Origin of the sequence: Bradyrhizobium erythrophlei (genome assembly GCF_900129505.1) — a bacterium.
Classification (GTDB): Bacteria; Pseudomonadota; Alphaproteobacteria; order Rhizobiales; family Xanthobacteraceae; genus Bradyrhizobium; species Bradyrhizobium erythrophlei_D.
In genome coordinates, this window is record NZ_LT670818.1 from 5,432,907 (window position 1) to 5,451,302 (window position 18,396).

Consider the following 18,396-nt stretch of genomic DNA (forward strand, 5'->3'; position numbering starts at 1 on the left):
GCATCCATTCGGCGGGCCTTCGTCCGGGGAGATGCGTTTTAGGATCCCGCTTTGATGCGCGCCAGCTCGCTCGCCACCCGGCTGTTTCTGTCCGCGACCGCCTGGGTGGTGGTGATCCTGCTCATCACCGGGATCGTACTGTCGTCGGTGTACCGCGCCGCCACCGAACGCGCCTTCGACCGGCGCCTCAACCTCTATCTTCGCACGCTGATCGCCGAAGTCGCGACGCCCGACGAGCCGCCCGACCACCAGTTCCAGTCGCTGGGCGAGCCGTTGTTCGAGCTGCCGCTGTCCGGCTGGTACTGGCAGATCACCCGCACCGACTCCGAAAAGCCCGACATCCGCGCCTCGCGCTCGCTATGGGACAAAAAGCTGCCGAAACTCGAAGAGCAGGGCGCCGACCTGACCGCCGCCGGCATCCGGCTCGGCTATGTCGAAGGTCCCGAGGGCCAGAGCTTGAGGATGGTGGAACGGCCGGTCGATCTCGGCGCCGACGGCAAGTTCCTGGTCAGCGTGGCCGGCGACGCCAGCGAGATTTTCGACGAAACGCGCAGCTTCGACTACTATCTCGGCGGCACCTTCGCCGCGCTGACGATCGTGCTGGTTCTGACCACGATCTTCCAGGTCCGCTTCGGCCTGGCGCCGCTGAAACGCATTTCGGAATCGATCGCCGATATCCGGTCCGGCCGCGCCGAGCGGCTGGAGGGCGAATTTCCGGTCGAGATCGCGCCGCTGGCGCGCGAGACCAACGCGCTGATCGACGCCAACCGCGAGATCGTCGAGCGCGCGCGCACCCATGTCGGCAATCTCGCGCACGCCATCAAGACGCCGTTGTCCGTCATCGTCAACGAGGCCTCCGCGCACGGCGCCGATCCGTTCGCGAACAAGGTCCTCGAGCAGGCGGACGTGATGCGCGACCAGGTCACCCATCATTTGGAGCGTGCCCGCATCGCGGCACGGCTCACCATCATCGGCACGGTTACCGAAGTCGCGCCGGCGATCGAGGCGCTGCGCCGGACCATGGAAAAGATCCATCGTCATCGCGGCATCGCCATCACGGTCGACGCAGACCCGAGGGCGAAGTTCCGGGGCGAGCGGCAGGATCTCGAGGAGATGGCCGGCAACCTGGTCGACAACGCCTGCAAATGGGCGGCTTCGCAGGTCTTCATCGAGGTGCTGGTGGAGCAGCCCGCCGAACCCCGCGCCGGCCCGATGCTGCGGATCATCGTCGACGACGACGGGCGCGGGCTGTCGGCGGCGGAGCGCGCCCAGGTCTCGCGCCGTGGCCAGCGGCTGGACGAGTCCAAGCCCGGCTCCGGCCTTGGACTGTCGATCGTGGTCGATCTCGCCGCACTCTATGGCGGCAGCCTGAGCCTCGGCAGTGCCCCTATCGGCGGTTTGCGGGCGGAATTGGTACTGCCGGGGGTTTGAATGCGGCCGGACGAGCCCGTCGGGATTGTTCCTAAACGACTTCTTAACGGGGGCGCTTCTATGATGATCGGTGGATGGTTTTGCCGTCCTCCGACACAAGCACGCCTACCGGACGCATGAGCCAGACATCGATCGAGCGGCTGAGGGATTATCTCGCACAGCTTCCGCCGCAGTCGCAGGCGCTGCTGATGCGGGAGTTCGAGCGCGCCATCGAACGCGGCGAGGAGACCACGATCGCCACGCTGGTGCTCGAACAGTTGCGTCGCGTGGTCCGAGGTCCGGAGCCTGCCGCCCCGAAACCCGAGGAAGTCGAAGATCGGGTGGAAGGTGTCAGGCGGCGCAGCGGCGAGGCAGCGCGCCTGGTGTACCGCCCATTGGATCCATTTCTTGTCGGAGGCAATTCGACGCGGCCGGGCCAGGTTCGTCGCTCATCGCTGTTGCCGGTATGGCAGTGGCTGGCCCGCGACGGCGCGCCCGAGCAGGTGCGTGAATATGAAGCGACGCTGGAGCGGTCATTCCAAACGGGTAGTTCGCACGAGGTGGAAGCGTCCGTCCGAAAATTGCAACTCGCCGCCGCAGACGTCATTCTCAAGATCGCTGGCCCGTCGCCCGGCGGCGACAAGCAGCGCGCGCTGTCGCGGGTTGGCGCGCCCAATGTGATCGAGGATTTACTGCCGATCGGTGCCGTCCTTCAGGCCCGCGAGGGGCTCGACAACTTGAACGGCAGGCTGCCCAGTCAGTTGCGGGTTTTCGCAGATTCGCAGATCGCCTCGGTCAGTTCAGCTCTTAACGCTCCCTCGCTGCAAACCCCGCAAGTGCTGCCCTTCGCGTTGTCGCTGATCATGCAGCGATTGTCGGCGCCATGGCAGATTATCCGCCTCGCCATCAAAATGGCGGCGTCCGACGACGAAATCCGCGTTGCTGCAACTCCTTACGGAATTGCCGTCACCATCGCGCTTCACGATCTGTCCAGCCTGGCCGCCGACTTGCGGATGGATATCAAGCGCGGCCATTTCGACAACGTCGCCGAGCAGCTCAAGATTCTCCATGACGGCGTTCGTGGCTTGCGGACCGAACTCGATCTGCGCAATGATTCCGCCTGGGGCCGGCAACTGACTTCGATTCGGGCCGACATTTCCAACTCCCTGCAATCGGAAATCGACAGCGTGCCGGGTCGGGTACGGCGCATCCTGCGTCAGCGCTCTGACAAGGACATCCCGTCCGCCCCCAGGATCGACGCCGGCGAGGTCGACGAAGCCGCCGCCTTGATCGATTTCGTCGCGGTGTGCCGCACCTATGCCAGCGAGCTCGCGATCAACGAGGTCACGCTGCGGACCTATTCGGACCTGCAGCAATATGTCGAACATTCCACCGAAGCGCTGGTGCAATCGCTGCGTGGCGGCGACGCCAAGGCGCGTGCCTACCGGCAGGCGCAGGTCGCCGCGGCAATCCGCTTCTGCGACGTCTTGTTCGGCCATGACTACGCGCAGTTGATGAGCCGCGCGGCTGAAAATGCGGTGACGGGCGAGCGCAAGCCTTCGCGAGCCGGCTGAAAATAGTGCAGCGCCCTGATCACAATTTATAGTTGACATCGATCGGCGAGGGAACATACCGTTTTGGCGCGAACCCGATCATTACTTTTGTGATTTTGAAATGAACCCAGTCATTAATTTTGTTGAATATGAAAACCGCGTCATCTCAGCGATATATCGAAACCTGATGGTTAAGGCGAAGGTCGTGCTTGTCAATAAGACGAGCGGAGAGCCGTTGCCCGATCCGGTGGTCACGATTTCATCGCCTCTGCCCAACGGCTCGCTAAGGATGAGGCTGCCGGACTCCGTCAGACCGGGAACCTATTATCTGAAAGCGCTGAACGGGCACGGCCAACACGCCGCGCAAAGTGTCGATTTCGACGTCGCCTAACACTTCCGGCTGACAGCGGTTTTCGAAGATTCTCAGGCTTCCCCGGCCGTACCGGCGAGCCCTCGAATTGTCGATTGCCGGGCTCGGCGCCGGTAGTGTAAAGCGGCGGGTCGGCGCTTTTCTCGAGCATGGCGCCGTTTGGTCGGAACCTGCTGGATGATGTTGTGGTTTGTGTTCGCGCTAATGACGGCCGCGGCGAGCTTCGCCGTGCTCTGGCCGCTGCGCCATCGCGACCGCCAGCCCAGCGGGGGCAGCGAGGCCGCCGTCTACAGGGATCAGCTCGCCGAAATCGATCGTGACGCGGCAGCCGGGCTGATTGGTCCGGCCGAAGCGGATGCCGCGCGCGTCGAGATCAGCCGCCGTCTGCTGGCAGCAGCGGACGACCGCCGCGCGCCGCCCGCGGCATCGTCGAGTCTCAAATGGCGCCGCTCGGTGGCCGTCGTCGCGCTGGTTGGACTGCCGCTCCTGGCGCTTGCGATCTATCTTCCGCTCGGCTCTCCGCAACTCGGTGATTTTCCGCTTGCCCAGCGCGCCCATACGCCGGTCCTCGCGCAGCCGCTCGATAGTCTGGTGGCGCAGGTCGAAGCGCACCTTGCCAAAAATCCAACCGATGGCCGCGGATGGAACGTGCTGGCGCCGGTGCTGGCGCGGCTGGGCCGCTACGACGAAGCGGCGAAAGCCTATCGCAATTCGATCACTTATAACGGCGACAGTGCCGAGCTGAGGGCCGATCTCGGCGAAGCCATCGCCGGCGCCGCCGGAGGCGTCGTCACCGCGGAGGCCAAAACCGAATTCGAGCGCGCGATCGCCTTGAGTGCCGACGACGCCAAGGCGAACTACTTCCTTGGGCTCGCGGCCGAGCAGGACGGCCGCAGCTCCGACGCCGCGTCGATCTGGCGAGCGATGCTGGCGAAGGCGCCGCCGGATGCGCCGTGGCGCCCATTGGTTCAGGATGCGCTGGCGCGGGTTGGCGGATCCGGCGCGCCGGCGCTGTCGGATGATGCGGTGGCAGCGGCAAGGGAGATGAACGGAACCGATCGCGACGCGATGATCCGCAGCATGGTCGAACGTCTCGCCGGTCGATTGAAACAGAATGGCAACGATGTCGATGGATGGCTGCGGCTGGTCCGGGCCTACATGGTCTTGGGCGATCGCGACAAGGCAAGAGGCGCGCTCATCGAGGCCCGTCAGGCCGTCGCCAATGACGCCGAGCGGCTGCGCCAATTGAACGATGGCCTGAAAAATCTCGGGCTCGACGGATGAGCGATAATGCCGAAGGTGTGAAGCGGTTTTCTGATCATATTGTGCGAAAAATTGCGGCGCATGATGGCGAGGGAGCGGACCGGGTTTCGCGCTCGTGGCGACCGCAAGCTCGTCGCGCTCGCAATCCGCAATCCGTTGCGCTCGCAATCCAGAGGCTACACATGACGCGCAAGCAGCGGCGTTTGACGATGATCGGTGGCTCGCTGGTCGTGCTTGCCTGCGCGGCGGCGCTGGTGCTGTACGCGATGAGCGACTCGATCGTATTCTTCTCGACACCCTCGATGGTGGCCGAGAAACATATTGCAGCGGGCCGGCGGTTCCGCCTGGGGGGCCTGGTGCAGCCGGGCTCGCTGGTGCATGGCGACAACCTCGCGGTCAGCTTCAGGGTTGCCGACGGCAGCGCGACGCTGCCTGTTTCCTATGACGGAATTCTCCCGGACCTGTTTCGCGAGGGGCAGGGCGTCGTCGCCGAGGGCGCCCTCGATGCCTCCGGCGTGTTCCGGGCCGACACGGTGCTCGCCAAGCATGATGAACGATACATGCCCAAGGAAGTCGCGGACGCGTTGAAGCAGCAGGGGCGCTGGAAAGAGGGATACGGCAAGGAACCGGATCGCAATGCAAGGTCCGCGAGTACCGAGGGAGCGTTGCGGTGAGCGCACAAGCCGGACATCGCGTGCCGGTGCCAGTGCGGGCCGCGGCGTCGATCCAGTCCATCCTCGAGCGGCGGAGTGATCGATTGAAGAAAATCCTGGTTCTCGTCTTTACCGTGGCCGTGATGTCGGCATCGTCACCCGCTTATGCCGTGCAGCCCGACGAGATCATGGCTGATCCCCTCAAGGAGGCGCGGGCGCGCGAGTTGTCACGCGAACTGCGCTGCATGGTGTGCCAGAACCAGTCAATCGACGATTCCGAGGCGCCGCTGGCGCGGGATCTGCGGCTTTTGGTGCGCGAGCGGATATCGGCCGGCGATAGCGATGCCCAGGTGATTGATTTCCTGGTCGCGCGCTACGGCGAATTCGTGCTGCTGAAACCTCGACTGGAGCCCCACACGCTGCTGCTGTGGCTGCTGCCGCCACTGGTTCTGGCCGGCAGCGGACTCGCGCTGTGGATGCACGGCCGGCGATCCAGACCGGCGGCGCCGGACGTTACCCTGACCCCGGACGAGGAAGCGCGGCTGTCGGCGCTGATGGCGGACGAGGCGTCTCCGGAGAAGCCCGCCTGAAGCTCCGTAGCGTTACGGAGTTCGTTACAAATGCGAGTGAATTGCAGGGTCGACGATGCGGGAACCGGTAGCGGGACCCGGGTCGGACCCTAACCCGTTGGCACCCTGCGATAAACTGCCGCATTGGCTTACCCCTTCATTACAAAAGTTTAATTCCGCCGCCAGCGCGCGGTAAGGCGGAAATACCCATCTTCAGGCCTAATGCCGCCCGGCATATCAATTCAGGCTTTGGAGATTTTTGAATGAACGACCGTCAGACCGACCTTTCCTCCCGTCCGCCTGTCCAGGCGGCCCGCCGTTCGCTGTTCTCCGCACGCAAATTCGCGCTGATGGCCTCCGTCGCCGCCGGCCTCGGCGTCGCCGTCTACGGCTTCGGCCCCTCGAAAGGCCCGGTCGACATTTTCAGCTCGGCCGCGCATGCGCAGGTTAACAACGAGGTCAGCAAAGTCGAAAAGCCTGTCGGCTTTGCCGACATCGTCGAGCGCGTGAAGCCGTCGGTGATTTCGGTCAAGGTCAACATCAACGAGAAGGTCGCCAAGGACGATAGCGGGAACGGCAACGATGACTCGCCGTTCCAGCCGGGCTCGCCGATGGAGCGCTTCTTCCGCCGCTTCGGTGGACCTGATGGGTTGCCCCCGGGCATGCGCGGCATGCCGAAGGGACGCGGCGTGGTGACCGGCCAGGGTTCCGGCTTCTTTATCTCCGCCGACGGCTACGCCGTCACCAACAACCATGTCGTCGATGGCGCCGACAAGGTGGAGGTGACGACCGACGACGGCAAGATCTTCAAGGCCAAGGTGATCGGCACCGACGCCCGCACTGACCTGGCGCTGATCAAGGTCGAGGGCGGCTCGAACTTCCCGTTCGCCAAGCTTTCCGACGGCAAGCCCCGGATCGGCGATTGGGTGCTGGCGGTCGGCAATCCGTTCGGCCTCGGCGGTACCGTGACCGCCGGCATCGTCTCGGCCCGGGGCCGCGACATCGGCAACGGCCCCTATGACGATTTCATCCAGATCGACGCGCCCGTGAACAAGGGCAATTCCGGTGGCCCGGCCTTCGATACGTCTGGCGAGGTGATGGGCGTCAACACCGCGATCTATTCGCCGTCCGGCGGCAGCGTCGGCATTGCGTTCTCGATCCCGGCTTCCACCGTGAAGAGCGTGATTGCCCAGCTCAAGGACAAGGGCTCTGTCAGCCGCGGCTGGATCGGCGTCCAGATTCAGCCGGTCACGCCTGACATCGCCGAAAGCCTCGGGCTGAAGAAGGCGGAGGGCGCGCTGGTTGCGGAGCCTCAGGCCAATGGTCCGGCGGCCAAGGCCGGTATCGAGTCCGGCGACGTCATCACCAAGGTCAATGGCGAAGCGGTCAAGGATGCCCGGGAACTCGCCCGCACCATCGGCGGTTTTGCGCCCGGCAGCGCGGTGAAGCTCGACGTGGTGCATAAGGGTCAGGACAAGACCGTCAACCTCACCCTCGGCCAGTTGCCCAATACGGTGGAAGCCAAGGCCGACACCGACGACAACAGCGACAAGGGCAGCGCGACCCGCGGTACCGATGTGCCGAAGCTCGGCCTCACGGTCGCGCCCGCCAACAGCGTTGCCGGTGCCGGCAAGGACGGTGTTGTGGTGACCGAGGTCGATCCGAACAGTGCGGCAGCCGACCGCGGCTTCAAGGAAGGCGACGTGATTCTCGAAGTCGCCGGAAAGAGCGTCGCCAGCGCCGGTGACGTACGCGATGCGGTCAACGCGGCGCGCACCGACAACAAGAACAGCGTTTTGATGCGGATCAAGAGCGGCGGTTCGTCGCGCTTTGTCGCAGTCCCCCTGGCGAAAGGCTGAACGTTTTACCAGATGGAGGGTGTCGCCGGCATCAGTCGCCCCCGCCGACGGCTCTTTCCGGGGGGCGGGCCAAAGGCCCGCTCCCACGAGTTCCTTCCGGTGGAACACGCCCCCCTCCGTCGGAAGGTTCAAAGGGCGGTGAGGTCCCCCCAGCTTCACCGCCCACTTTTTTTGCCGAGCGGAAAGACGGCAGGTCGCCTTGCATGAGTATGCCGACCGCGCCATGGTGATGGAAGGCCAGCCCATTTGAGTGCACCCGACCCAAAAATGCGCCTGTTGATCATCGAAGACGACCGCGAATCGGCCGACTATCTGGCAAAGGCGTTTCGCGAAGTCGGCTATGTCGCCGATCTCGCCGGCGATGGCGAGGAAGGGTTGTCGCTGGCCGAAACCGGCGATTACGACGTGCTGGTGGTCGACCGGATGCTGCCGAAGCGCGACGGCCTGTCGCTGATCGGCTCGCTTCGCGACAAGGGCAATCGTACGCCGGTGCTGATCCTCTCGGCGCTCGGACAGGTCGACGACCGCATCAAGGGCCTGCGCGCCGGCGGCGACGATTATTTGCCAAAACCATATTCGTTTGCCGAATTGCTGGCGCGGGTCGAAGTGCTGTCGCGCCGCCATGGCGGCCCGGCGGAGGAGACCACCTACCGCGTCGGCGACCTCGAACTCGACCGGCTTTCGCACCGGGTAGCGCGCGGCAAGGACGAATTGACGCTGCAGCCGCGCGAGTTCCGGCTTCTGGAATATCTGATGAAGCACGCCGGCCAGGTGGTGACGCGAACCATGCTTTTGGAAAACGTCTGGGATTATCATTTTGATCCCCAGACCAATGTCATCGACGTGCATATTTCAAGGTTGCGCTCCAAGATCGACAAGGGGTTCGAACGGCCCTTGCTGCATACGATCCGCGGCGCGGGATACATGATCCGTGACGGCATTCGGTAAGCTGATCCGCACCACCGCGTTTCGGCTGACGCTGGTTTATCTATTCCTGTTTGCACTCTTTGCCGCTTCGCTGCTCGGCTATTTCGCCTGGAACACGCGCCGCCTCATCACCGAACAAATCGCCACCACGGTCGCCGCGGAGACCGGCGAGTTGTCCGATATCTTCACGCGCCGGGGCTTGCACGGGCTGGTTTTCAACATCGAGAACCGGGCGCTGCGGCCCGGCGCCAACCTTTACCTCGTGACCACGCCGGCGGGACAGGCCATCGCCGGCAATGTCGGCTCGCTGGGGCCGGGCGTGATGGCAACCATCGGCTGGTCGGAGACCGCCTACCGGCGGCTTGACGAGCAGGACAGCGCGGATCATCGCGCGCTGGTGCATGTCAGCGAGCTCAGCGGTGGCTTCCGGCTGTTGATCGGGCGCGATCTGGAGGAACGGCGGCGGCTGTTCGGCATCGTCGCCAAGGCGGCGCAATGGTCGGTGTTGATCGTGGTCGTGCTCGGCCTCGGCGGCGGCATCTTCGTCGCGCGGCGGGTATTGCGGCGGATCGATGCCATGACCGGCACCACCCAGCGCATCATGGCGGGCGATCTCAGCGGGCGGCTGCCGGTTGGGCGCAGCGGCGACGAGCTCGATCGCCTCGCGGGAAATCTCAACGCCATGCTGGAGCGGATCGAGGCCCTGATGATGGGGTTGAAGGAAGTCTCCGACAATATCGCCCATGATCTGAAGACGCCGCTGACGCGATTGCGCAACCGCGCCGAGGAGGCGCTCGCGAAATCCGCCAGCGAAGCCGAATACCGCAGCGCGCTGGAACGCACCATCGAGGAATCCGACGGCCTGATCCGGACCTTCAACGCGCTGTTGATGATCGCGCGCGCTGAGTCCGGGCAGGCGCGCGGCAATATGGACGATTTCGACGCCGCCGAGGTCGCCAGCGGCATTCACGAACTCTATGAACCGCTCGCCGAAGACGATGGCATGACCTTGCGTGTCAAGACCGCCTCGGCGCCGCTGCACGGCAACCGCGAGTTGATCAGCCAGGCGCTGGCCAACCTGGTCGAGAACGCGATCAAATACGGCAAACCGAACCCGGTCGTGCAGCCGCTGAATGCCGCTGCCGACGCCAGGGAAATCCTGATCGAAGCCCGCCGCGAGGGCAGTTCCGTGCTGCTCAGCGTCACCGACCACGGCCCCGGCATTCCGGAAGGCGACCGCAAGCATGCGGTGGAACGCTTCGTGCGTCTGGAGGCGAGCCGCACCCAACCCGGCTCCGGCCTTGGATTGAGCCTGGCATCGGCGGTGGCGACGCTGCATGGCGGCGAACTCAGGCTCGGCGACGCCTGTCCCGGCCTGATTGCGACGCTGAAGATACCGGCGGCGGCGGGTGTCGCCGACAGGCTTGCGGCTCAAACGCCGGATGTGCCACAGAAGGTGGCATGACCCTATCCGCGACGGGCGACGCGGACCGGCATTGTCTGGCCGCGGGGTTCGTGGACGGACCGCATGTGTCCGCTCCCGAAAATGCCGAGCAGCGACTGGCAGACTGGCTGAGCGATCTGGCGCCGGAGCAGGCGGCTGCGCTCGATGGTCTCCTGACCCGATTTCCCCGCGCCAAAACCATTCTCTTGGGCATCGCGGAAGCCTCTCCATATCTATTTGACCTCGTACGCGCCGATGTGGCGCGGTTGATCCGGCTGCTGCAATGCGAGCCGGAACCGTATCTGGCCGCGCTGATCGAAACGACCTGTCGCGACGTGTCGGCGCTCACCACCGAAGCCGACGCGATGCACCGGCTCCGGCGCATGAAATCGGAAGCCGCGCTGCTGATTGCGCTCGCCGACATCGGCGGCGTCTGGCCGGTGGTGCGGGTAACGGCGGCGTTGACCGATCTCGCGGTCGCTTCGGTGCAGACGGCGCTGCGCTTTGTGCTGCGGCAGGAGGCCGCGCGCGGGCGGCTGTCGCCACCGGACCCCGACAACCCTGAGGACAATAGCGGCCTGGTCGTGCTCGCCATGGGCAAGATGGGCGCAGGCGAGCTGAACTTCTCCAGCGACATCGACCTGATCGTGTTTTTCGATCCCGCGGCGCCGACGCTCGCGCCGGACATCGAGCCCGCGCCGTTTTTCGTGCGCGTCACGCAAGGCATGACGCGGCTGTTGCAGCAGCGCACCGGCGACGGCTACGTGTTTCGCGTCGATCTGCGGCTGCGCCCGGATCCATCCTCGACGCAGGTGGCGATCTCGACCGACTCCGCGCTGCATTATTACGAGCGGGAAGGGCGGACCTGGGAGCGCGCGGCCATGATCAAGGCGCGGCCCTGCGCCGGCGACGCCGAGGCCGGCGAGGCGCTGCTCGCGGACATCGCGCCGTTCGTCTGGCGCAAGCATCTGGATTTCGCGGCCCTTGCCGACGTCCACGACATGAAGCGGCAGATGCAGACCTATCGCGGGCAGAGCGAGGTCGCGGTCGAGGGCCACAATGTCAAGGTCGGGCGCGGCGGCATCCGCGAGATCGAGTTTTTCGCGCAGACCCAGCAACTGATCGCCGGCGGCCGGCATCCCCAATTGCGGGTGCGGCCGACCCTCGAAGCTCTGAACGTGCTGGCCTCGAGCAACTGGATCACGTTCGCCGCGCGCGACGAACTGACCACCGCCTATGAGTTCCTGCGGCGGGTCGAGCATCGGTTGCAGATGGTCGCGGATGAGCAGACCCATAGCCTGCCCGACGATGTCGAGGCCGTGGAACGGTTTGCCCGCTTCTTCGGCTACGACAGCCGCGCGGCCTTCGCAAACGACCTGCTCGGCCATCTCAATACCGTGCAGGGGCACTACGAAAAGCTGTTCGAGGGCGATCCGACCGGCACCGCGCAACTGCCGGCGGTGGACTTTCGCGCCGGCCCAGACGACCCGCGGCTGCTCGAGTATCTGGCGACGCTCGGTTTCAAGAAGCCGATCATGGTGGCGGAAACGGTGCGGCACTGGATGACCGGCGATTACCGCGTGTTCAGGTCGGACTCCACGCGCAGCGCGTTCGTTGAGTTCGTCCCGGCGCTGATCGACGGCCTCGCGCATGCCGAGGAGCCGGACGGCGCGGTGGCGGCATTCGATCGCTTCCTGCAGGCGTTGCAGCGCGGCGGCCGGCTGATCTCGCTGCTCAGCCAGAACCGCGACCTCGTCGCGCTGGTGGCGCTGATCCTCGGCGCCGCCCCCCGGCTCGGCGACATGCTGGTGCGGCAGCCACAGATCATGGACGGCCTGATCGATCCGCGCTTCTTCGGCGCGATGCCGGACCAGCGCGAACTTTCCGCGCGGCTGGCCGCGACGCTGTCGGATGCGCATTCCTACGAGGAGTTCCTCGACCGGTTGCGGCTGTTCGGCCAGGAAAGCCTGTTCCTGATCGGCACCCGAATCCTGTCCGGCACGGTTTCCGCGCAACAGGCCAGTATTGCGTTCGCCGACGTCGCCGAGGGTATCGTCCATACCGTGCATGGCCTCGTCACCGAACGTTTCGCGGACCAGCACGGCCGGATCAGGGGGCAGCAGACCGCGGTTGTCGCGATGGGCCGGCTGGGCAGCCGCGAGATGACGGCTTCCTCCGATCTCGATCTGATCCTGCTCTACGATTTCGATCCCGAGTACCCGGATTCCGGAGGCGCCCGGCCGCTGCACGGTGCGCATTATTTCGCGCGCTTCACCCAGCGGCTGATCAGCGCCTTCACGACGCGGACCAATTACGGCGTGCTCTACGAGGTCGATATGCGGCTGCGCCCCTCGGGGCGCGCGGGTCCGGTGGCGTCCCACATCAAATCCTTTGCCGAATACCAGGAGCATGAAGCCTGGACCTGGGAGCACATGGCGCTGACCCGCGCGCGCGTGATTTCGGGATCGCCCGGCTTCCGCGCGCATATCGAAAACATCATCCGCGAGGTGCTGACGCGGCCGCGCGACGCCGCAATTGTCGCCAACGATGTCGCGGAGATGCGCCGCGCCATCGCGCTGGAAAAAGGCGAGGGCGACGTCTGGCAGCTGAAATATGCCGCGGGCGGCATGGTCGATATCGATTTCATCGCGCAGTATCTGCAGCTGGTCCACGCCGCCGACAAGCCCGGCATTCTCGACGTCTCGACTCTGCATGTGCTCGACAACGCCGCGCGGCTCGGTGTGCTGGCGCCGGCTTCGGCCGAAATCCTGCGCGCGGCGACGCATCTCTATCACGACCTTACGCAAATTCTGCGGCTCTGCGTCAGCGACCGGTTCAAGCCGGAAAGTGCTGGCGAAGATTTGCTGCGCGTCATGGCACGCGCCGGCGACGCCCCGGATTTCTCCTCGCTGCAGGCGCGGGTGAAGGAAACGCAAGCCGAGGTGCGGCGGGTGTTTTTCGAGATCGTCGAGGGCAGGGTGGCGTAGCTCTGGTGAAGGGGCTTCGTGCATATCCCGGTTCAACTTTCGAAGAGCAAGCAAGGTCCCTCGGGTCGTCATTGCGAGCCAACGGGTCGGCGCGAAGCGCCGCCCGATGACAGGCTCCGCGAAGCAATCCATTCTTTCTTCATGCCGCGAGATGGATTGCTTCGCTTCGCTCGCAATGACGGTTTCAACAGCCGCATGACGACCTCTAGGCATGCTTTTAACTCCCGCCGCGCAATGCGCCCGAGGCTTTGATAAAATTTCCGCCCCAAGAGAGGGCGTGGGGAATGCCGGGTGCCCAGTGCACCCGCAGCCTCGTGTGCGAAGTGGTTAGTTCAAGATGCACACGAGTATTCACAGCGGTCGCACCGGAAATCACCCGGCATCCCCGCACGCAATGGTTTTAACGGCTTCCTTCGTACTCTCCCCGGCGATCGGGCTTTTTTGTCACCGTCGCCCGCGAAAACTTGTTTTCGCGAACTTGACGCCAGCGTCGAGGCGTCAGGACCACACGACTTCTCCGTCCGCAAGCAAAACGCTCTCGTCAGCAGCGCCGCTCGCGTCCATCGCATCCAACCCCGCGTCCGTGACGATCGCGATACGCCCCTTAAGTGGGGTGGACGGCTGCGGATATAAGGTGATTTGTGATTTCGGAAAACCAGAATATTTTTTCAAAGGGGGACTGGACAGGTAGAAACAGCTTGATCCGGTTCAGGAAATTAGATTTTAGGCGCAAGTCCGCCGGGCGCTCTTGAAGCCTGTAACGGGCTTGCGCGCCATTGCGAACCAGCGGGTCGGCGCGACGGGGTAATCGAGTGCACTTTTCACCGTAATTCCGATGTCGGCATTGCAGTCACTAACGGGGGTAAACCGGACACGCTGCGTACAGCCCAATTCGGTCGCCAGTGACCCACAGGAACCAAATGAGGGTTGCTTTCAGCAGGCCCGCGGCGTCGCGGCATTCGGCAAGGGCCTCGGGAACTTAGGCGTGCTTGCGGTCCGTCGAGGCCGTGAAGCGTTGTTTGGTCGGCGCGGGCAGGTTCGTATTGTCTTCCGCAAAGCAGGATAATGTCCTAGGCTTGGCACCCTCGCGATGCGGAGGGTGCCACGATGCAATTCCGCGTAAGAAAATTTGCCCATGTCCTGGAACGTATTGGGCTTGGGATGGCTGGAGCGTCAAGCGGATTGTTTGTTGGCGCCCATGTGGGGTCGATCTTCGCGGCGCTCACTTCTCAGGGGTTTTTAGTCGTCATGATGATTGGTGGCGCAATTGGATATTACTTGGGAATTGATACACCGCCGCTAGCTTTTCAGGGACCAAATGGTGAGCCTTCAAGAGGCCGCTCGGGTGGAAAGATTGATGCTGCAGAATTTCTCAGTGCCGCCGGCACATTTCTCGCGACGTTGACGGCTTTTGTATCGGTCGGTGTGATTGTGCTTCGTGAAAATCCGCATACATTTTGGACAATAATAATAATGCTGGGATGGGTAGTTGGCGTAATGATGCAAATCGTTGCCGGAGCTATTGCACGCACTCGCACTTGATATGCCATCGCTTTCGCGCCATGCCCGCTTTGCTTTTGTGCGCTGACTTCACGCAAACGGATCCTGTGTCCGCTTATTCGGCAAGGCCGGCAACTCGGATCGGCGAGTTTAATTCAACCGAGAATGATGCGAGACCCGCCGGTTCACCGCCGGCGGGCTCGTCTCTCAATCGGCTGTGGTGCTCAATAGCACGCTTTGTTGCGGGCGTAAGTCCCGCAGCCGCCTGAATTTCCGGTCACCGGGAAAGATTTCCCATTATATGGGCCTACAAAAACGTTCGATTTTGAGCAACTATCTCCGGCGGCCGTGCATTTCGCGACCTTGTCCGGAGCGGTGTTATTCTTAACGCAATTGCTAGTCATAGCGGCGCAGCTGGCTGAAAACGCGGGCGAGCTAAGCGCCAGGGAGGTCGCAATGGGAACGCCCACCATTAGAATTGCCGCCAGAAACGTGCGCTGAGATTTTATCATGTTACCCTCCGAAATTGTTTTAGGAATAAGGGTGAGGCTATCAGCGCCACCGGACGCATTCAACGGGGAGGTTTCAAGCGGGCCAATGCGCACACCTCTTGCTGGCACAAACCGAACCAGCCGGGCCGGTTCGTTGATGTCCGTTCCTCGGGATAGGCCGGAAGTGGCGTTCGGAGTCGGTGAGCACCGGTTTTGACCCAACGCAGGTATTCAACGCTTGGATATCTCCCTTAAAGGTTCTACGTTGTAGTGATATACAGCAGAGGCACGCACCGATGCGGCGGCGGTACCTCATTGCGATAATTGCTGGCATTGCGACTTTGCCGCTCGCGGCGCTCGCGCAGCAGGCCGTTCCCTCGATCGCGCCGCAGGTTCACGAGGAGATGTGGGCGATTCCCTCCTCGCCTGTCCCGATGCTGGCCTATTTGATCCGACCCATTGGGGGCGGTCCATTCCCACTCGTTGTGATGAACCATGGAGTTTCGCTTGACCCGACAGGGCGAAGCTACTTTCCCGTAATCGAATTTCGTGACGCCGCACTTTGGTTTGCGCGACAGGGCTACGTTGTGGTCGCGCCAGTCCGGCCTGGATACGGTGCGACGGCGATCGAAATCCCCGAACGAGGCCTGTTCGGGGTTTTTTTCTCGGGCGTGGGAAAGTGTTCGGACGCTGAGTTTCGCGAGGCGGGGCTTGCCGTCGCGTCGATTGACAAGTGGATCATCGACTACATGTCAACTCAGTCATTTATCAAGCGCAATGAGGTCATCATCGTCGGCCAATCGGGGGGTGGATGGGGGGCGATTGCGCTTGGCAGTCAAAATCCGAAATCTGTGCGGGCGATCATCGGGTTTGCAGCCGGCCGGGGTGGTCATCTCAATGGCAAACCTAACAACAACTGTGCCCCCGATCAGCTCGTCGATGCCGTGGCCGAGTTTGGCCGCACGGCGCGCATTCCAATGTTATGGATCTACACCCATAACGACAGTTATTTTGGACCTGATCTATCAAAGCGGATGGTCGAAGCATTTCGGGCCGCAGGCGGCAATGTCGAGTATCGTCTGTTATCTGATTTTGGGGCGGACGGCCATTTTTTGATTGACTCGGCCGATGCCGTTCAACTCTGGGCGCCTCTTGTCAGCGAATTCCTGGCCAAATATCCATGAAAGGAATTGGTATGAACATTCGGCTTCTGGACTCATCGGCAAGGTCAACCTGGGATCCATTACTGGCAACTGGACTCCTTGCGGTGTTCATGGCGACCGCAGCAATGAGGGTCGATGCGCAACAATTAGTGCCATTTGGCGACGTCCCGGCGACCGGTAATTTTTCTGAGGCAGAGATCGCTACTCGGGGACGACAGCCAGATCGCCCGCTAACGTACGCGCCGTGGCGCAAGGTGTGTTTCAAGGCCACCCAAGAGACCGGGTCGAAAATGGTTTGTCGCACGACCATCAACGGTAGATGGGACACGGGTCAGATTGCACTCAGAGTCGATCTGATCGAACGAGAGGGCGATTCCGTTGCTCGTCTGCAGATTTTCGTGACCCCCGGATCATTCCTGCAGCCCGGCATCAAATTGACTGTTGACCAAGGCTCGCCCTTGCAAATCCCCTATGTCATTTGTCTCACTAATGGTTGCGTAGCCGGAAGTGTAGCGAATGCAGGCCTGGTTCATGACCTGGAGTCAGGTCAGATGCTGGTCTTGGAGACCGTTAATTCCAATGTCGTGGGTGTAACCACCTCGCTGCCGCTCAAGGAGTTTGCCAAAGTTTACCAGGGGGCACCGGCGCAACTGTTTGAGCAGAGGCTTGAAGGAGATTGGGAACAATTGGGTCGATGAAGCGTGCCACGTTCAAGTTGCGCCGGGCTTCGGCTTAGTCGTCGGCTTGATCGACCGATCCACCAGCCGAACATCCAACAGGCGCGGCTGTAGCCGCGAGAGTCCACAAGTGGCACTTTTCGGACCTCGTGCGATGTCCGACATGAGTCCGTTATGCGCAGCAAAGCGGACGCTGGCTATTTCGAACCTGTTGCCTGGTCCGAGTCGCGCAAATCCGCTGGGCGCTATTGAAGCTTGTAACGGGCTAACATCATTGCGAGCCAAAGGCTCGGTGCGAAGCGCCGCCCGATGACAGGCTTCGCGAAGCAATCCATCGCGCGACAAGCAAGAAAGTATGGATTGCTTCGCTACGCTCGCAATGACGGTTCCAACCGACGTGCATAATTCCCGCGGCTCCCGTCCTATGGGCATACGGGGAAGCCCTGTTGGCAACGCACACGGCGCTCCCTGAACTTGCGTTTATGTTAGGGCTGCGTCTCTACGCTCCTGAGCGTTGCGAGAGCCTCGCGCACCTCGGGATCGAGCCCCGTTCCACCGGCGTCGAGGTGCGCCAGAATCTTCGTCCGCATCCTCGGGTCCCAGAATTTCCTGATGTGCTCGGCGATGCCCGGCACTGCCTTGTCATGGCCCTGGCTCTGAAAAAATTTGCCGATCTGGTTGGCCATGTAGATCAGGCGGTCAGGCGACATGGACGGCTCCTTCCGCGGCAGTCTCGGCGACAATTCGCGTCGCATGTGTAAAAACCTCAAAGCCGTCGGCGCGGGCGATGGCGGCCAGCGTAATGCCGGCGGCGTCCGCCATCCGCACCGCCAGCGCGGTCGGCGCGGAGACCGCGACCATCAGCGGTGCGCCCATGGCGGCGGCCTTCTGCACCATCTCGACCGAGACGCGGCTGGTCAAAAGCACCATGCCGTCGCCGGCGGCGACCTTGCCCTGCGCCAGCGCGCCGGCGAGCTTGTCGAGCGCGTTGTGGCGGCCGACATCCTCGCGAAGGGCAGCGATGCCGCGTCCCGGCATCCAGAACGCCGCCGCGTGCACCGCGCGGGTTTCGATGTTGATGGTTTGGAGCGGGGCGATGGCCTGCATCGCGGTCATGATCTGTTGTGGCGAGAACGACCGGCCTTGCCGGACGATCGCGGCGGGACGAACCGCCTCCGCGATCGAATCGATGCCGCAGATGCCGCAGCCGGTGGGACCCGCGATATGCCGCCGCCGCTCGTTCAGCCGGTTTGCCAGCGAAGGTTCCAGCCACATCCGCAGCTCGATGCCGTCGTCGAGAGGCACGATATCGAGCGAACGGATATCATCAGGGGATTGCACGATGCCTTCGCTGAGGCTGAATCCAATTGCAAAGTCCCGCAGGTTTTGCGGCGTGCCCATCATCACGGCATAGGTGCCGCCGTTGTAGGTCGGGGCCAGCGCGGTCTCCTCCGGAATCGTGCGCAGGCCCTCGCTGGTGCCGCTCTCGCGCCAGACCTGACGGCTAACCGTGTGTACGGGGGCGTGCAT

The 18,396-nt window shown here is 63.2% G+C and carries 15 protein-coding genes; 13 read left to right on the plus strand and 2 right to left on the minus strand.

The window, feature by feature from the left end:
* Nucleotides 1–54: 54 nt before the first annotated feature.
* The 13 genes from B5525_RS24995 (at nt 55) to B5525_RS25055 (ending at nt 16,887) form a co-directional block, all read left to right on the plus strand.
* A complete protein-coding gene (locus B5525_RS24995) occupies nt 55–1,431 on the plus strand; it encodes a sensor histidine kinase (protein ID WP_079568391.1) in 1,377 nt (458 codons plus the stop codon).
* Nucleotides 1,432–1,547: 116 nt separating this feature from the next.
* Nucleotides 1,548–2,984 carry a hypothetical protein gene (locus tag B5525_RS25000; protein WP_079568392.1) on the plus strand — a complete coding sequence of 479 codons (1,437 nt, stop codon included), beginning with the start codon at nt 1,548–1,550 and terminating at the stop codon, nt 2,982–2,984.
* A 100-nt stretch (nt 2,985–3,084) separates the two neighbouring features.
* The gene (locus B5525_RS25005) at nt 3,085–3,354 is read left to right on the plus strand and encodes a hypothetical protein (RefSeq protein ID WP_079568393.1); all 270 of its coding nucleotides are present in this window, start codon (nt 3,085–3,087) and stop codon (nt 3,352–3,354) included.
* 156 nt (nt 3,355–3,510) lie between these two features.
* Nucleotides 3,511–4,617 (plus strand): c-type cytochrome biogenesis protein CcmI, encoded by a 1,107-nt coding sequence (ccmI, locus tag B5525_RS25010; protein ID WP_079573750.1) that lies wholly within the window; start codon nt 3,511–3,513, stop codon nt 4,615–4,617.
* Nucleotides 4,618–4,778: 161 nt separating this feature from the next.
* Nucleotides 4,779–5,270, plus strand: a complete 492-nt coding sequence (gene ccmE, locus B5525_RS25015; RefSeq protein ID WP_079568394.1) for a cytochrome c maturation protein CcmE — start codon at nt 4,779–4,781, stop codon at nt 5,268–5,270.
* A 122-nt stretch (nt 5,271–5,392) separates the two neighbouring features.
* Entirely contained in the window at nt 5,393–5,839 is a 447-nt protein-coding gene (locus B5525_RS25020; RefSeq protein ID WP_079573752.1) for a cytochrome c-type biogenesis protein, read from the plus strand.
* Nucleotides 5,840–6,081: 242 nt separating this feature from the next.
* A complete protein-coding gene (locus B5525_RS25025) occupies nt 6,082–7,677 on the plus strand; it encodes a Do family serine endopeptidase (RefSeq protein WP_079568395.1) in 1,596 nt (531 codons plus the stop codon).
* Nucleotides 7,678–7,944: 267 nt separating this feature from the next.
* Nucleotides 7,945–8,625 (plus strand): response regulator transcription factor, encoded by a 681-nt coding sequence (locus B5525_RS25030; RefSeq protein ID WP_079568396.1) that lies wholly within the window; start codon nt 7,945–7,947, stop codon nt 8,623–8,625.
* On the plus strand, nt 8,609–10,069 hold the full coding sequence (locus B5525_RS25035; protein ID WP_079568397.1) for an ATP-binding protein: 1,461 nt from the start codon (nt 8,609–8,611) through the stop codon (nt 10,067–10,069). Before B5525_RS25030 ends, B5525_RS25035 begins: the two co-directional genes overlap by 17 nt.
* Nucleotides 10,066–13,035 (plus strand): bifunctional [glutamine synthetase] adenylyltransferase/[glutamine synthetase]-adenylyl-L-tyrosine phosphorylase, encoded by a 2,970-nt coding sequence (locus B5525_RS25040; protein ID WP_079568398.1) that lies wholly within the window; start codon nt 10,066–10,068, stop codon nt 13,033–13,035. Before B5525_RS25035 ends, B5525_RS25040 begins: the two co-directional genes overlap by 4 nt.
* Before the next feature lie 1,107 nt (nt 13,036–14,142).
* Nucleotides 14,143–14,577 (plus strand): hypothetical protein, encoded by a 435-nt coding sequence (locus B5525_RS25045; RefSeq protein WP_079568399.1) that lies wholly within the window; start codon nt 14,143–14,145, stop codon nt 14,575–14,577.
* 745 nt (nt 14,578–15,322) lie between these two features.
* Nucleotides 15,323–16,210, plus strand: coding sequence for an alpha/beta hydrolase family protein (locus tag B5525_RS25050; RefSeq protein ID WP_079568400.1), 888 nt, complete (start codon nt 15,323–15,325; stop codon nt 16,208–16,210).
* 11 nt (nt 16,211–16,221) lie between these two features.
* The gene (locus B5525_RS25055) at nt 16,222–16,887 is read left to right on the plus strand and encodes an invasion associated locus B family protein (RefSeq protein WP_172899962.1); all 666 of its coding nucleotides are present in this window, start codon (nt 16,222–16,224) and stop codon (nt 16,885–16,887) included.
* 464 nt (nt 16,888–17,351) lie between these two features.
* Here the strand turns inward: B5525_RS25055 and B5525_RS25060 are convergent, their stop codons facing one another.
* Both B5525_RS25060 and fdhD read right to left on the minus strand, forming a co-directional pair.
* Entirely contained in the window at nt 17,352–17,576 is a 225-nt protein-coding gene (locus B5525_RS25060; RefSeq protein WP_079568402.1) for a formate dehydrogenase subunit delta, read from the minus strand.
* Nucleotides 17,566–18,396 (minus strand): formate dehydrogenase accessory sulfurtransferase FdhD, encoded by an 831-nt coding sequence (fdhD, locus tag B5525_RS25065; RefSeq protein WP_079568403.1) that lies wholly within the window; start codon nt 18,394–18,396, stop codon nt 17,566–17,568. Before fdhD ends, B5525_RS25060 begins: the two co-directional genes overlap by 11 nt.